Raw genomic sequence first — 17131 nt, forward strand, 5'->3', positions numbered from 1 at the left:
CAATAATAATTGTTATTTTAAAAGTAGGGTATTTTAATTTTTGATTGTTATACTTATATAAAGCTAGAAACCATGCAAGAAAATTATTTGGCAAAATGGCTCAACAACGAACTTTCTGAAGAGGAGGTCGTTAAATTTAAAGAGTCCAAGGAGTACGCCTCGTATGAAAAACTACGTAAGGCCACCGATAATTTGGTTGGCCCGGATTTTGACATGGCAAAAGCGTGGGAAGACCTTAACAAGCAAAAGACTTCCAAAGAGAGTAAAGTAGTTAAACTAAATCCTTTTAAGAAGTATTTGAGCGTTGCTGCAGCCATAGCCTTGATTTTTACGGCCACCTTTTTATATTATGGTACCTTAAACGAAGAAGTTAGCACCCAATATGCAGAAAGGGCAGAAATAGTGCTTCCCGATGCATCGGAAGTTCAATTAAATGCGGATTCGCAAATTTCTTACAGTAAAAAGAATTGGGATAACAAACGAAATATAGCACTGAACGGGGAAGCTTTTTTTAAAGTTGCCAAAGGCAAACGTTTTACGGTGACTACAGACAATGGAACCGTTACGGTATTGGGCACACAGTTCAACGTAGAAAACAGAAAAGGCTATTTCGAAGTTGCTTGTTATGAAGGCTTGGTAAGTGTTGTCTACAACAAAAAAGAGGTTAAACTTCCTGCTGGAAATTCTTTGGTAGTCATCAATGGTGAAGTGCAGGCCTTGGAAATTCCAAATATTAAGGAACCATCCTGGATACGCAACGAAAGTAATTTCAAGAGTATTCCATTGAAATATGTCCTGGATGAATTCCAAAGACAGTTCAATTTAATGGTCACCACCCAAAATATTGATACCGATCAATTATTTACTGGGTCCTTTAGCAATACCAACAAAGATTTAGCGTTGCAAAGTATAAGTACTCCTTCTCAAATGAAGTATAAATTAGAGGGGAATAAAGTGCTATTCTATGCTGAAACGCCATAAACAATATGTATTTCTTATTGGCCTGTATATATGTCTAGTTTCTTTCACCACTAGAGCACAGGAAAGCTTTGCTCAAAAAGCAAACCTGATTGGCTATATAGAGGAACTGGAAAGGGAATTTAACATTAAATTCTCCTATGCAGATGAAGATTTACAACTCTTACAGATAACCGTTCCGGATACCAATTTATTACCTGAAATAATAGAGGAACTACGCAAGGAGACCCAACTAGAAATCACCAAATTGGATGATCGTTATTTTGCCATATCCAAACCTAACTTCGTGGATATCTGCGCCAATGTAGTTGACAATTTTGAGAATAGCACTATAATGAATGCCACCGTGGAAGTTTTGGGCAACAGTGTTTCCCAAATTACAGATTTGGAAGGACGGTTCTATTTAACAGAAGTTCCCAGAAATGCCAATATCGCGATTAAACACCTTGGATTTAAAACTAAATATTTAACCGCGGAAGAACTAACAGGAAACAATCCCTGCAAGACCATCTTAATGTCACCCAACTACCAACAACTTGAAGAGGTGGTTGTTTATCAGTTCCTAACCACAGGTATAACCAAGGAACCTGATGCCAGCATAGAATTAAATACGGACAAATTTGGAATTTTACCTGGTCTAATAGAACCAGATGTTCTTCAGACCATACAGGCTTTACCAGGCATTAAGAGTGTTGATGAGACCGTATCCGATATAAACGTAAGAGGAGGTACAAACGACCAAAATTTGGTACTGTGGGATGGGATAAAGATGTACCATTCCGGACATTTTTTTGGCCTCATATCCGCTTTTAACCCTAATTTGATAGAAAAGGTAAACATTATAAAAAATGGAACAAGCGTTCAATATGGAGATGGGGTGAGCAGTGTTATAAATATTAGAACTAGGAACAATTTAACCGATTCTTTCGTTGGAGGAGCAGGATTTAATCTATTAAGCGGCGATGTGTACGGACATCTCCCCCTTTCAGAAAAAGTTTCCGTTCAATTTTCAGGAAGACGTTCTACCACAGATTTTATAAACACCCCAACCTACAATCGATTTTTTGATAAGGTTTTTCAGGATAGTGAAGTTAAGGACAATGACAACTCATCCGACGACGAAAACATTGTGCGGAACGAGGATTTTTACTTTTATGATTTTACAGGCAAATTGCTTTATGACATTAGTGAAAATCAAAAAGTAAGAATAAGCTTTATCAACACCAACAATCACCTTCAGTACACCGAAAAAACAGAGGATCGCACGGCAACAAGTTTGTTGGACCAATCCAACCTTTCCTTTGGGGGAAGCCTGGAAAGTATATGGAATTCCAAATGGAGTACCCATCTAAACCTTTACTACACAAGCTACAACTTGGACTCCCAAAATATTCCTTCGGAATCCCAACAACTTTTTCAAAGTAACCAGGTTTTGGAAAAGGCCGTAAAGCTAAATACCAATTATAAATTGGGAAAAGGACTTAAATGGCTCAATGGCTATCAATTGAACGAAGTAGGCATCACCAATTATACCCAAGTTAGCCAACCTCCTTACAAAAGCAATATCAAAGGGGTAATACTTACCCATTCCCTTTTTTCGGAGTTGGATTATGAATCCAATAATAAAAAATTGATAGCCAGAGGAGGACTTAGATTAAACTACATTAAAAACCTCAAAACCTTTAAAACGTTTGAGAAAATTATCCTTGAGCCTAGATTAAACATCAATTACACCTTGGCCGATGGTCTTAAGACCGAATTATTGGGAGAGTTCAAAAGTCAGACCACCAACCAAATAATTGACTTGGAGCAGAATTTCCTGGGAATTGAAAAAAGGCGTTGGATACTATCCGATGACGACATCTTGCCCATAACCAAAAGCAAACAAATATCCTTAGGACTTAACTATGACAAAAACACGCTTTATGTTGGAATTGAAGGGTTCTACAAAAAGGTGGACGGCATAAGCACCGCTACACAGGGATTTCAAAATCAGGATCAATTTAGTGGCGAAATAGGAAAGTATGATGTTTCCGGTATCGAATTTTTAATCAACAAAAAAACGGCCACCTATAGCACTTGGTTTAGCTATGCTTATAATACCAACAATTACACTTTTGAGAATATAACCCCTAACAAATTCCCCAATAATCTAGACATAAAACACACTATAACTTTTGCTGGAACCTATACCTATAAAAATTTTAGAATGGGCCTTGGCGCAAATTATCATACAGGAAAACCATACACCAAACCGCAGGAGGGGAACAATTCCATAATACTAAATGTTTTTCCCAACAAAATCAACTACGAGGAGCCTAACAGCAGTAGACTGCCCTCTTACCTAAGGGCCGATGCTTCAATTATCTATAACTTTAGAATTAGTTCCGGTATAAAATCTTCCGTTGGTGCATCAGTATTGAATATATTGAACAAAAAAAATATCTTGAACACCTATTACCGGCTGAACGATCAAAACGAAATTGAAACAGTGGAAAGGGTCTCCCTTGGCATTACTCCCAACTTTAGTTTCCGAATGAGCTTTTAGTGGGTCCATCTCCAAAGTTAAGGCTGTATTGGAATATAGGATCTCACAGTTCGTGTTCTGTTCATTTTTTGCATCGCCCAAAAAACGAACCAAAATCCCGATAACTATTGGAAGTAGGCTGATTTTAAATTCCTTTACCTTGGATTATAGCCACAAAAAAGCCGGAAGCTTTATAAAACTCCCGGCTTGTATTAATTAAAATCAAATTACTTACCCAAATCCTTAATTCTAATGTTCCTAAAGGCAAGTTCGGCACCATGTCCCAAGAAACCAATATGTCCAGTATTTCTTTCTAAACCAGGGTGATCTTTATGGTCAGCCGTCCCATTCTTGGAAGCTTCTTTCCAATCTCCATCCACTATAATGGTACCATTCAAGGTTATTTTAATATGATTCCCCTTAACAATCACTTCTTGCGAATTCCACTCCCCTACTGGATTGAGAGCACCTCTTTTGGCTGCAATTATTCCATATACAGAACCATGGTATTGGTAAGGTTCTAGGTTGGCATATATTTCAGCCGTGTCGTCCAAAATCTGCAATTCCTTGCCATCATAGGCAGCATCCCCGTCCAAGGGAGCATGAATGCCCAAACCGTTATTGGCTCCAGGTGTTAACTTAAAATCAAATCTGAAAATGAAATCTGAATATTCTTCAGCCGTAAACAAGTTACCATGTCCACCTCTTTTTGGGCGTACCAGCAACTCATTATTTTCCATGATATAGTCGGTTTTATTGCCGATCCAATGATCTAAATTTTTTCCGTTCAACAAAGACTTAAATCCTTCATTCTTTTCAGCCTCTGTTAATTGATCATCACCAGAACCAATCTCTCTTAAATAAATATTTCTAAAGCCCAAATCTTCTCCATGCGCCTGCAATTCTATGGCCTCTTTGGCAAAAATAGCCTGTTTGCGGTCCCAATAGTTCTCTAAAACTACATTATCCGTGACCAAGCTTCCGTTTAAATGTACGGTAACTCGCTCACCTACCATTTTAATTCTAAAGGTATTCCACTCATCTATAGGGTTGTCGGCCACCTGTAACGGTTTGCTTTCATGTTTCTGGTTGTTGTACAAGCCACCTGAACCAACTTGCGCACCCGCATCCACTCGAGCTATATCCCAAATTTGTACCTGGGGCGTGCCTCTAAGATAAATACCACTGTCACCGCCATTGGTAATCTTCCAATCCACGATCATTTCAAAATCACCATAGTCCTTTACCGTACAAATATTATTATATCCTTCCCCTTTAAAGCCGATCACTCCATTTTCAATATACCAATCCCTCATCATTTGCTCATTGGCTTTGGCCTGTTCCTCTGCCAATTTTCTGGAGGACATTTTGGAACGGGCAATTGGGTTTTGCACCAATCCTTCCCATCCTGTAAAGTCCTTTCCATTAAAGATTGATACAAAGCCTTTTTCATTGGACATTTTATCCAAAAATTCCTTTACATCAATTTTGATATACTGACTATCAGGGCCAGTAAGATTATCGATACTTCTAGACACTATATCCCTAACCATTTCGCCGCTTAGGCCATCCTGTACACCAGGAGTTGGCAAGGCTATGGCAATAGCTGCATTGGAAGCGCTGGTCAACAACTCTTGGTCATCTAAATATTCCGATACAAAAATTAAGGAAAGAAAAGTTTTTATACTTTGGGCTGCTGATAACACTTGCTTTTTTTCTGAGATGGTTTTGGCTTCGGGCATCAATTTCCTCACTAAAAGCAACTTCTGATCTGCTGGATAATCCGATTTTCTCACTTTGGCAAGATAATTAGTAAAAGCATTCTTCCTTATAGCTCCATCAGTGCTAGCAGTGGCTGTTTTAAACAAATACGGCAAAGCATCATTGTTTTTCCAGCTTGCAAGTGCGTCCAAAGCAATCATTTTCTCGCTTTCATTACCCGTAGAAAGCCTTTGGGAAACTAATTCCAATGCCTCTTGACTACTTAAAGAAGCCAATACAGGCAACAATTTAGACTTATCCGCCGCTCCTTTATATTCTTTAAATACAGCATCTGAAAATTTACCATTACTTTCATTCAGAATTCCAAGTATGGCTATCTGGGCATTTTTTATGTTTTCCGGCTTTTCTGTCTTGTCCAAAAGATTTATTAAGGTTGAAAAATTCTTTTCTGTTGAAATGGATGGCAAAGCCCTGTATACCCCTGCTATAACGTTTTCACTTCCAGTTTCTACAACTGCAGTTAATGTATTAAATTGATCCGTTGCGTTTCTGGCGGCCAAGACATTAATCAATACCTCCTTGCCCGCATCATTGACATGGGCAAGTTGACCAGCCAATAATTGACTATCCTTGGCATCGACCAACCTCAACAAGGTTTCCTCGATAGCAATATATTCCACAGGTAATGTAGCCGACCTTAAACTCTTGAACAAAACCGGCAAGGCCTTGCTTTTATTTTGATAGGACAAAGCTTTTATTCCAGCCTCACGTACCGAAGCATCTTTATCCGCTACCGCGTTTAAAATAACCTTTTCAAAAACTACAGCTGCATCACTTTTAGTAAGCATCCGAATGATTAGTGGTTTAATTTCTGTGGATGACTTCTTGTACTGTTTTACCCAAAGTGCAACTTCACTGGGTGATAGATCGGAACTGGCGGCGTCCAAAACGGCACCTACATAATCCTTATTGCCATTCTTGGATTCCTTTAACAGTGTCTTGGTAAAGGAGGTTCCTTCATTGGCACTTAATATATGTATTCCCGCAGACCGAAAATGTAATTGGCCGTCCATCTTGCAATTTTTCAGTATGGCGTTGGCCACGGTATTGCTTAATATTGTATTTCCTTTTTTCTGCAATCTATTTCCATAGTGTATAAAGGCAATAATACTTTTTGTATCATCCAATTGATATGCAGAATTCCCGACAGCTTTTTCGAGTACCTCATAAGAACTCGGACTGGCAATTTCCGCCAATGCCATTAAGGCCCTTTGTTGAACTATTTTTGAGGATGAATTAACCCTAGCTTTCAAAACTTCTTCTGCAGGAGCAAATTGCAAGGTTCCCAAAGCCTCTACAAAAGCTGCCTGTTTATTTGCATCCTCAACCTCGGTAGCTTCCAAAATGGCCAAAGCAGCATCCGTAGTGCCAATTGAGGTCAAAGCCGCCAGAGCAGGTTTAAACAAATCGTTGTTGGACAGATACTTGTTTAATACCGGTATGCTTACCTCTGTTCCAACATAAATTAGCCGGTCCATTATAAATGTTTTCACCTCTTTGTTGGACGAAGACTCCAAGGCTTTCAGCAAGGCATTTTCAACAACACTGTTTTGTATTTTGGATTGCAGCCCACCACTGTATATAGCTACACTCTGTATGGCGTACCTTGCTTTGGTATCATCTCCACTACCAAGAGGTACAAGCTTCTCCGTGAATTTCAGGATACCCTTCTCACCTAAGTCGATTATTTCCTGCATTAGGCGATCGGAATGCCCCAGGTCTTCCGTCGGTAACTGCATCAAAATATCAGCCACCTTGGTGTCCAAGGTTCTATTATCCTGTGCGCTTATAGTAAGTGTACCAACAAATAGCATTAGCACAGCTATAATTTTAAATAATGTATTCATTTTATTAATTCTAATTAATTGGTTAATAAGCCCAAGAGGACCTCATTGGTTGATCTATTAATCTATTGGCTTCCTCGTCATTGATGAATTCCTGTTTTACCGGATCAAATTCCAAAGTTCTACCCAATCGCAAGGCAATAATACCCATATTCACCACAGTGGCCGAACGGTGGCCATTTTCTTCATTAAGAGCAAATTTCTTTCTGGTTTTCACCGATTCCGAGAAAACGGTAATTTGCTCCTCGGGATCTGGAATACTATCTATTAACCCCTCAATATTGGGAATGGTAGATTTAAAACCGTTATATATTTTGCCATTCGGCCCTTCGATGTACGCCGCATCCTTATCACTATTTGCGCCATCCAAAATAATTTGACAGCCATCGGCATAGGTGTAGACAATTCTTCGCCAAGTACCAATGGCATCATAATGCTGCTCAGGGGCATCTACCTCTACTTTTACAGGGCTGGTATTATCCTTGCCCAAAAAGTATTGTACAGGATCTATATAATGCTGGCCCATATCTCCCAATCCACCGCCATCGTAATCCCAATAACCCCTAAAGGTGCCATGCACCCTATGGGGATGATACGGCTTTTCAGGAGCTGGCCCTAGCCACATGTTATAGTCCAGTGCAGCAGGAACTGGCTGAGGCGTTAGATTTTCCTTGCCTACCCAATAGAATTTCCAATTAAAACCGGTAACACCGCTTATGGTCACTTTTAACGGCCAACCCAGGGCACCACTATCCACTACCTTCTTCAACTTTTTTACAGGTGTACCCATTCCGTAAAAATTATCCTTAAAACGGAACCATGTATTTAAACGGAACATTTTTCCATGCTGCTGCATGGCTTCCACTACTTTTTTACCCTCACCAATGGTTCTTGTCATGGGCTTCTCGCACCAAACATCCTTACCTGCCTCCGCAGCCATAATGGACATAAGACCATGCCAGTGCGGGGGAGTAGCAATATGAACGATATCAACATCAGGTCTTTGCAAAACTTCCCTAAAATCGCGGTATCCCTTTACCCCACTTCCTACTTTTTGAAGAGTGCTTGACAGGTGATTCGCATCAGCATCACAAATAGCCAATAGTCTTGTTCCTTCATAATCCAAATGTCCTTGGCCCATGCCTCCAACTCCAATTATCGCCTTGGTCAATTGATCACTGGGCGGAATAAAATTGGTTCCCCCCATGACATGTCTTGGAATAATACTGATACCTGCAGCTGCCACTAACGACCTTTTTACAAAATCCCTGCGGCTGGTTGATTTTTTCTCCATTGATTCTATTCTATTAATTATTTGAAGTTTTGATATTTAAAACTACAAAGAAAAACTACAATGCGTAAAATAGGGGGTAATATTTGGGGTAATGAAATTGAAAAACAACGAATTATGTGAATTTTATTTCAATTCCTAGTGTCCGCTATGGGGTGTTGCCAACCACCATATCCTCAAATTTAACGGTATACATTTCACCATATATCTTTTCATACAGCCTGGAAAAATTGTCGTACACAGTATGCGCCAAACTCAATTTTCCCTGGCCAATAAGAATTTGCAATTTAATCTGGAGCGCATTCTCATTTAAATCATCATAGATGTACATTACCGATGCCAGGTCATACAATAGGGAGCTATGCTTATCCATGTCCAGCCTCTTTGATATTTCATAACAGAATTCAATAATTCTATTGCTCATTTTTTCGACAATGGGATCCAACCAAGAATCGCTCATATTGACAAAAAAACGATCCTCCTTTAAAATAGTGAACAATTTAGGCAAATGTTCTTCCAAATGGGCGACCGACATATCATTCCGGCCCAAGTCATTTAAATAATTAAGTACCTCCTGATAATCACAAAAACAATCTTCGCCAATTTCCAAATACCAATTTTTATCCCGAAATGTCAAATTCATTTCTTTGGTAAGGGACAAAATAGCCCTGAGGTTCTGTATATTGGTTCCTCTGGTGTTTTTCGCATTCTTGAGGCCTACCCCTGGCCAAAGTGCTTCCGTAAGTTTTTTGGTATTGATTCCATCTTTATCCCCGAGGCTATGTAGCAAAACAATAACAAATAACTGTTTCAGCTTGGGCGACAATTTCTTGGCTATATCCTTACCCTCTGAAGTTATTATACGCAAGGGACCAAAACAAAGTATTTTTTCGGAAGCCTCATCCGATCTCTTGAAATCACTGTTTACCCCCACTTTTCTATTTTCCTTTCGTATTGAGGTCACCCTTGTCTTGGCCGCCCTCCTCCTCCATAGCCAAATGGTCATGACCATAAGAAAAACTGCAGCAGCCACAATTCCTATTATCCCATAAAGTGATAATTCCGTTGGACTGTTCATTTCTATTCTATGATATTCTTTAGCAATTTCAAAGGCATTCAGCTCACGCTCCCATATTTTAATATTTGTAAGGAATCCCACAAAAAACTCCTGCCATAAATTACTTCCAATCAAAATATTATAGTCGGACGTATCATAGTCTTCAATGAGCTGTATTTTATCGGTCTGCACGCCGTTTACAAAAAAAAGCAGTTCATTGTTCAGCTTCGAATGTACTAAGGCAACATGTGTCCATTCATTTATAGGCACAGGAGATGCCTCCGATATATAATCCTTGATATCGGCCATGGTGAAGGTCAATAAGCCCTCATGTAGCTTTAAAACAAAATTATCGCCTTTCCCCAGTATGCTATTATTATTACTGAGAACAGTAGGCTTTACCCAAGCAGATATAGCAAAACTTCCTTTCAATGCAGTTCTACTGTCAAGTCCGGCATCTACATAGGCTCCTTTACTAAAATAGCCTACCTTACCGTGAACTTCATCCACCTGAATCCTTACCGCATTAATGATCAGTTCTTTGTTATTTTTCCGGATCGAATTTTTTATTGTAGTCCCAAACGCAAAATGATCGGTTAAACCATATTCAAAATCTAAGGGGAATCCAATGAATTCCTTTAGGTTATTCCTATTTTCCGGAGTTGTGTAAATAATATCAGGGGAAAAATAATAACCGGCTTTATGTGGGATAAATACAGGTAAGTTCTCCTTTATATCTATTGGAAGACTAAAATATCCGTCGACAACAAGATTCTTATGGTTTTTAAAACTTACCCCATATAACAATCCCTCTTTAGATCTTACAGCTCCAAATACTTTGTTTTTCTTATTTAACATCAAGGCAAGACTATCTGCTATATGGAAAAGTTCATGGTCAATTTGAATAAAATTGGGCATCTTTCCCAATTGATTCCAATAGGCTATAAAAATGCTATCATTTATACTTTCCTGATTTAATATCTTTAAGGCCAACAATTCCTTAGCTGCTGCCACTATTAAGGAACCCTCACTATTGTTAAGAGTATCCAATTGAATTGTTTCTACCTTTTGAAGCGGTATCTGAGGTAGCCATGCATCAGAAAAAACATCATCATCAAAAACCTTGTCCCCGACCACTATGAGTGAATCCCTTTCCTCTATCAGGCTTTCTATTAGTAGTTGGTGGTTTTCTTGATAATCTGAAATATAGAGGGCAATAGGAGTATTACCATTAAGAAGAGCAGGTAAATTTTCCGTTGTAATTTGATCTATATCTATTAAAACGTGAGATTGTAGCCGTATTTTCCATTTTTCCTCTTCCGTAAGAAGATGATATTGCTGTGCTATTCCCACTTTCATTAAGAGAAGTAAAAACAACAGACAAAATTTAGAAAATGGACTACTTCTTAGCAATATTTACGTAATAATCCCAGATTGGGCATTTATGTTAACCACGCAATTTACTAAGAATAAATAAAATTTCGTCCAAGGAAGTCATTCGAAGTATATCTATGCCGAACAATTTAAATTTAAGTCACAAAAATACTAACTAGCCAAGGAAGTCTCAGAACTGTTTACATCCTTTCGGGCACCTGTATCCCCAAAAGGCCAAAGGCCGATTTAATAACGTCGGCAACCTTCTTTGCCAATTGAACACGAAAGATCTTTTTGTCCTCATCCTGCTCCCCCAATATAGAAACATTCTGATAAAAGGAATTAAACTCCTTCACCAAATCATAGGTGTAGTTCGCAATTAAAGCTGGACTAAAGTTATCCGCTGCCAATTGTATTGTATCTGGAAATAATTGCAATTGTTTTAGTAACTCTTTCTCTTTTTCATGCAGATCTGCCAACTTTGGAGTACTGTTCAAGTCATATTCCAATTCTTCGGCCTTTCTCAAAATAGATTGAATCCTTGCATAGGTATACTGAATAAATGGTCCTGTATTTCCTTGAAAATCAACAGATTCCTCCGGATTGAACAAAATTCTCTTTTTGGGGTCAACCTTAAGAATATAATATTTTAAAGCACCTAGCCCTATAATTTTATAAAGTTCTTGCTTCTCATCCACCGAGTAATCCTCCAACTTACCCAATTCTTCAGAAATTTCGGCTGCCGTCCTGGTCATATCGTCCATTAATTCATCTGCATCCACCACGGTACCTTCCCTACTCTTCATCTTTCCACTAGGCAAATCTACCATGCCATAACTTAAATGGTACAGTTTTTCAGCCCATGAAAATCCCAGTTTTTGAAGGATAAGGAACAACACCTTAAAGTGGTAATCCTGCTCGTTGCCAACGGTATAGACCATGCCACCAACATCGGGATTATCCTTCACCCTTTGTATTGCGGTACCAATATCTTGGGTCATATACACTGCCGTACCATCTGAACGAAGCACAATTTTTTCATCAAGGCCCTCATCGGTTAGGTCTATCCAAACACTGCCATCCTCTTTTCTAAAGAAGACACCTCTTTGCAGCCCATCCTCAACAAAATCTTTTCCCAGCAAATAGGTATTGCTTTCGTAATAAAGTTGATCAAAATCGACCCCCATGTTTTTATAGGTAACGTCAAACCCTGTATAAACCCATTGGTTCATAGTTTTCCATAAGGAAACCACTTCCTCATCCCCCGCCTCCCATTTTCTTAGCATGTCTTGGGCCTCCAACAAGATAGGCGCCTCCTTTTCTGCGACCTTTGTATCTACACCATTTGAAACCATGGCAGCAATTTCGGCCTTATAGGCCTTGTCAAAGGCTACGTAATAGTTCCCAACCAACTTATCCCCTTTTAACCCAGCAATCTCCGGCGTTTCCCCCTTGCCAAAGCGTTGCCATGCCAGCATGCTTTTACAGATATGGATTCCCCTATCATTAATGATTTGAGTTTTATATACCTTCTTACCGGAAGCCTTTAGGATTTCTGCCACGGAATATCCCAATAGATTGTTTCTTACATGGCCCAAATGCAAAGGCTTATTGGTATTGGGTGAAGAATATTCCACCATAATAGCTTCTCCTTTCCCTGGGACCACAAAACCAAAATCTTTCAGATTCCTTATACCAGCAAAGAAATCGAGGTAATATTCATTGCTAATGGTAATATTCAAAAATCCTTTGACCACATTGAAATCGGTCACCTCATTTACCTGATCTTTCAAGTACTGCCCTATTTGCTCCCCTATTTGCACAGGATTTCCTTTTACAAATCGTAACATTGGAAAAATAACCGCTGTAATATCACCGGCAAAATCCTTTCGGGTAGGTTGAAATTCCACAATGGGCAAATCAACTTTAAAAATTGAGCTAACGGCTTCTTTTACCTTTTGGGCAAGGACTTCTTGAATGTTCATTAATTTTGTTGTTTACGGCTGCAAAATTAAGCAATTTTTATTCTTTCGCCTTAGTACCCGTTGAAGTAATTGCCATAGGCAACTTATTAAACAGCCACTTAATATTACACATATGTCCATTATAAAGCGGAATGATTTTTTTAACTTTATTTTCCTAAAGGTCCGTTGTGTGCCAAGTAAGTCTTTATCTCATTTAAACCTATGCTTTTAAACGTTTCCTATAACAATAAAGAAATTACAAGAAAAATAGACGAAGAAGTTGGAAAACCTTTTACGTTAAAAGAACGCTTTGCATTGGACGGAATAGGCTCTCCCAAATTATTCATTGTGGACAGTAGCATCGAAATTAAAAATTTATTGATTTTAGACAACAATACCAATTCCTGCAATATAGAATTGAGGCCAAAGGGAATCATAATTCGTTTTCGGTCCCTACTGGAAACATTTGGCCTTATTATCCCATATTACAAGTTTACCCTTTACAAGACCGATATTGGTATATACACCATTTATAGGGACCAATACTTTATAAAAATAAAATCCGACACCAAGGCCATTCAGAAATTTTTCACCAAATTATTAGGTCATAGGGCAGACAATGCTCCACCCAATATAGAGGATATTTAATATATCTCCATACCATTATATTACGGTCCACCATAGTATAAAAGAATATAAATTATACCATAAACGTCAAAATCCATCCTAAAAAAATAAGACGCTTTTTAGTACCTTGTCTAAAAATTCATATTATCAAAATATTTAATTCCTGCCGAAAATATCCATTGCTTTCCATTTCCATTGGAATTCTATCAATATCCACTTTGATAGTGTTTGTGGCCACCAAAGCCACCTATAACGTTATTGAAACGACTTCCATTTGGGTGAGGAATCATTTTGGATATTTCTATTTATATCTTGGCCTGGGATGTGTTCTTCTTTTGATTGCAATTGCCCTTTCACCTTTGGGGAAAATTAAACTAGGAAAGAAAAATGAAAAACCCGAGTTCACCATCTGGGCTTGGACAGCTATGCTCTACAGTGCGGGAATGGGAGCGGGAATTTTACTTCGGGCGGTACAGGAACCCACTTATATGCAGCAAAACCCTCCTTACCTTTCGGATTTGTCCCCAAATATCCTTGCCTTGGAATTCACCTTTTACCAGTGGGGCTTTACCGCTTGGGCATTTTACGGACTTTTCGCAATGATTATTGGTTATTATCTCTTTGTTAAAAAGAAAAAAGTACTGGTAAGTTCAACCATAGAAGACATAATTCCAAACAAAGCTGCTCGGACAAGTATAGATGTGCTTACCATTATGACAACCGTTTTTGGGCTGGTTGCGGCTATAGGCTTGGGGACTACCCAAATTAACGGTGGCCTTAATTACATTTCCTCCTCTAATTTTGGTCTAATTGCTACACTATTGCTCACCACCGTTATTTCGGCTTTGGCGTTCTATTCTGCATGGAAAGGCGTAAACAAGGGGATACAGGTATTATCCAAAGTCAACATCCTTATTACATTGGCGGTTTTGCTTTTTACGCTTGTTCAAAGTGACATTCCTATGGTCATGACCAATTTTATCACCGCTACCTTCCAGTATATAATTGACTTTATACCCCTGAGTTTGGCAATTGGAAGTTACGATCCCGGTATAGCTTTTCTTACCGATTGGACCTTCTACTACTGGGCATTTTGGTTGGCTTGGGCTCCCTTTACCGGGATTTTTATTGCTAGAATATCGAAAGGGCGCAGCCTAAGACAGTTATTATTGGGGGTTTTGATCATTCCAAGTTTAGGTACCTTTTTTTGGTTTTCGGTATTTGGTACCTCGGCCTTTCAACTTATAGAAGGATGGGGAAGTTACAACGGCGAATTTGATGGGGTGTTTTCCTCCATATTTGTATTTTTCGGTAATTATTCCTTTTCCACGTTTCTGAATATTACCACCATAGTATTATTGATCGGTTTTTTGGTAACCTCCGTAGATTCTGCTGTTTTCGTATTGAGTATGTTTTCGGATAAAGGCAAAAAAGACCCCAGTAAGAGGCATCGCTTAATTTGGTCCCTTTTTATCTTTCTTGCAACGATCGCCCTAATTCTATTGGGCAATGCAAGACCGGAGGTGGATGTATTAATTGCTGCACAAAAGCTATTGATAATAACTTCACTACCCTTTGCTTTTTTTATGGTCTTTATGACCTTTGTCTTTCTAAGGGAACTATTGGGGCACCATAGGAAGTACACCCTCGGCTCAAAAAAATGATTTAAGCACTTATTTTTTTGGCAGAAACACCTCGGCCATCATACAGCGTGCACTGCCACCTCCACAGGTTTCAATAGTATCCAAAGAACTATGGATAATAGCACAATGTTTTTCCAATGCCCGTACCTGTTCATCTCTTAAACTATTGTAGGCCGCAGTACTCATTACCAAATAGCGTTTTTCACCCATTCCCAAGACTTGTAGCATATTCCCTGCAAAATGGTGCATTTGCTTTTCGGAGATGGCAATAATTTCTTTACCATCTTGCTTTAAATGGTTAACGACATTCTTTTTTTCTTTTTTGTCGTCGATGGAATCCAAACATATTACGGCAAACGTTTCTCCCAAACACATCATTACGTTGGTATGATAAATAGGTTTTCGGGTTCCTGCCACGGATTGATTGGCCGTAAATACAACAGGGGTATATTCAAAATCCTCACAAAACTCTATGAATAAATCCTCATTCGCCCTATCTGAAAGTGCACAATACGCCTTTTCATTCACCCTATCCAAGATAACACTTCCAGTCCCTTCCAGAAAAAAGCCTTCCTCCTCCGCAGAAGCATAGTCCATTACATTTTCTATAACGAATCCCCTTTGTTCCAAAATGGCAAGTATATCTTCCCTTCTTTCATTTCTTCGGTTTTCTGCGAACATAGGATAAATGCCCACTGTTCCATCTGCATGGAAGGACACCCAATTATTTGGAAATATGGAATCGGGTGTATCCACGTCCTCTTTGTCGTCTACCACAATAACATTTACTCCCTTTTCCCTTAACGCTAAAACAAAGGCATCAAACTCCTCCTGTGCTTTAGCATTTATTTCCCTATTTTTTAAATCAAGATCCTCCTGAAAATAATTATTAACCGCGGTCTGCTCGTTCATTCGAAAATTTACGGGGCGCACCATCAATATGGTATTGGTAACTTGCATTTTTTTATTCACTTTTCAATTGGATATTACAAAACACTTTCGTGTAAAATCTGCGCAAAATTAGTCTATTTAATTCCCAGTATGAACCATTTGGAAAAATTTAGGACTAAATTAATCCCTTACCAAAGGTAAGGTACTGCATCTCAAAAGACCTTCTTGTTTAGCTATCTCCGCATAGGCAATTTCTTCGACCGTAAAACCATTTTTACGTAACCAATTATTCAATCTGGTAAAATTGCGCTCCGAAACCACTACGGTTGGGGAAATGGAAAAAACGTTGCTCATCATATTGTACATCTCCTCCTTGCTAATCTCAAAAACATTGTCGCTTCCAAAATAATTCAACAACCATTGATAGTCCTCCTCCTTTAGAAAGCCATTTTTATGTAAGATTGCCTTATCCTTTCCAACCGGCTGAAAACAACAATCCAAATGCAGTGCATTTTCACGGGCATTGGTATTTGATTTTCGAAGTTCAAAAGATTTGACCTTTTTATTCGGAAATTGTCCGGCAATAAAATCTACCGCAGCTTTATTCGTGCGCGCAGTAATTTGATCGGGGTAGTCCACACCCGTATAGGTTCCCATAAAAATATACTCGCCCCATGGCATAACATCACCACCTTCTATATGCACCTCCTTTGGGGGATAAACAATCTGATCATCATCAATTTTATTAAGCACAAATCTGATTGCTTGAAATTCCTTTTCCCTATCTGGAAGAATATTGGCTTTCACCAGCTTATCATCTATTACAAAGGCTATATCCCTCGAAAATATTTGATTGCAATCCTTTAAAACCCTAGGCCTAAAAACCTGCACATCATATTTGGCAAATACTTTGGCAAAACCATCCATTTCCCGAATCATATCCTCCTCTTCTGGGTAGGTTCCTGCCAATATATGTTCCAATGATTTGGGATCGTAGGCTTCTTCAGGTTTTGGAATGGGTCCACAGCTTTTAGCAGTTCCCAGCACCACCGATCTTAAGCGCGAAGTTTCATCCTGTACATTCAACTTTAGCATACCTGAATTTTATGTAAAGATAGAAATACTTATTTTGATAAATAAAAACTGCCCTTTG

10 protein-coding genes are annotated in these 17131 nt (G+C 38.8%); 4 read left to right on the forward strand and 6 right to left on the reverse strand.

Translation table 11 applies throughout. The annotated features are described in order from the left end of the window. Positions 1–72 precede the first annotated feature (72 nt). Positions 73–981, forward strand: a complete 909-nt coding sequence (locus CWD91_RS09110) for a FecR family protein (RefSeq protein WP_103440681.1) — start codon at positions 73–75, stop codon at positions 979–981. Then, positions 965–3526: a TonB-dependent receptor gene (locus tag CWD91_RS09115; protein ID WP_103440682.1), complete on the forward strand. Its 2562-nt coding sequence runs from the start codon at positions 965–967 to the stop codon at positions 3524–3526. Before CWD91_RS09110 ends, CWD91_RS09115 begins: the two co-directional genes overlap by 17 nt. A 206-nt stretch (positions 3527–3732) precedes the next feature. Here CWD91_RS09115 and CWD91_RS09120 read toward each other — a convergent pair whose 3' ends face one another. The 4 genes from CWD91_RS09120 to argS form a co-directional block, all read right to left on the reverse strand. Continuing rightward, positions 3733–7134 (reverse strand): DUF1080 domain-containing protein, encoded by a 3402-nt coding sequence (locus tag CWD91_RS09120; protein WP_103440683.1) that lies wholly within the window; start codon positions 7132–7134, stop codon positions 3733–3735. Between the two features lie 22 nt (positions 7135–7156). Next, a complete protein-coding gene (locus CWD91_RS09125; protein WP_103440684.1) occupies positions 7157–8425 on the reverse strand; it encodes a Gfo/Idh/MocA family oxidoreductase in 1269 nt (422 codons plus the stop codon). A gap of 145 nt (positions 8426–8570) precedes the next feature. Beyond that, positions 8571–10838: a LamG domain-containing protein gene (locus CWD91_RS09130; RefSeq protein ID WP_103440685.1), complete on the reverse strand. Its 2268-nt coding sequence runs from the start codon at positions 10836–10838 to the stop codon at positions 8571–8573. 215 nt (positions 10839–11053) lie between these two features. After that, positions 11054–12838, reverse strand: a complete 1785-nt coding sequence (gene argS, locus CWD91_RS09135; RefSeq protein WP_103440686.1) for an arginine--tRNA ligase — start codon at positions 12836–12838, stop codon at positions 11054–11056. A gap of 201 nt (positions 12839–13039) precedes the next feature. On the opposite strand from argS, the gene CWD91_RS09140 reads away from it, so the two are divergent. Then, positions 13040–13465 carry a hypothetical protein gene (locus CWD91_RS09140; protein ID WP_103440687.1) on the forward strand — a complete coding sequence of 142 codons (426 nt, stop codon included), beginning with the start codon at positions 13040–13042 and terminating at the stop codon, positions 13463–13465. Positions 13466–13623: 158 nt separating this feature from the next. Continuing rightward, positions 13624–15108 (forward strand): BCCT family transporter, encoded by a 1485-nt coding sequence (locus CWD91_RS09145; RefSeq protein ID WP_103440688.1) that lies wholly within the window; start codon positions 13624–13626, stop codon positions 15106–15108. Between the two features lie 9 nt (positions 15109–15117). Here the strand turns inward: CWD91_RS09145 and ctlX are convergent, their stop codons facing one another. Both ctlX and CWD91_RS09155 read right to left on the reverse strand, forming a co-directional pair. Beyond that, entirely contained in the window at positions 15118–16047 is a 930-nt protein-coding gene (ctlX, locus tag CWD91_RS09150) for a citrulline utilization hydrolase CtlX (protein WP_103440689.1), read from the reverse strand. Between the two features lie 111 nt (positions 16048–16158). Next, complete coding sequence (locus CWD91_RS09155; protein ID WP_103440690.1) at positions 16159–17073, reverse strand: dimethylarginine dimethylaminohydrolase family protein; 915 nt, start codon at positions 17071–17073, stop codon at positions 16159–16161. Positions 17074–17131 lie beyond the last annotated feature (58 nt).

Origin of the sequence: Arenibacter hampyeongensis (assembly GCF_002909255.1) — a bacterium.
Taxonomy (GTDB): domain Bacteria; phylum Bacteroidota; class Bacteroidia; order Flavobacteriales; family Flavobacteriaceae; genus Arenibacter; species Arenibacter hampyeongensis.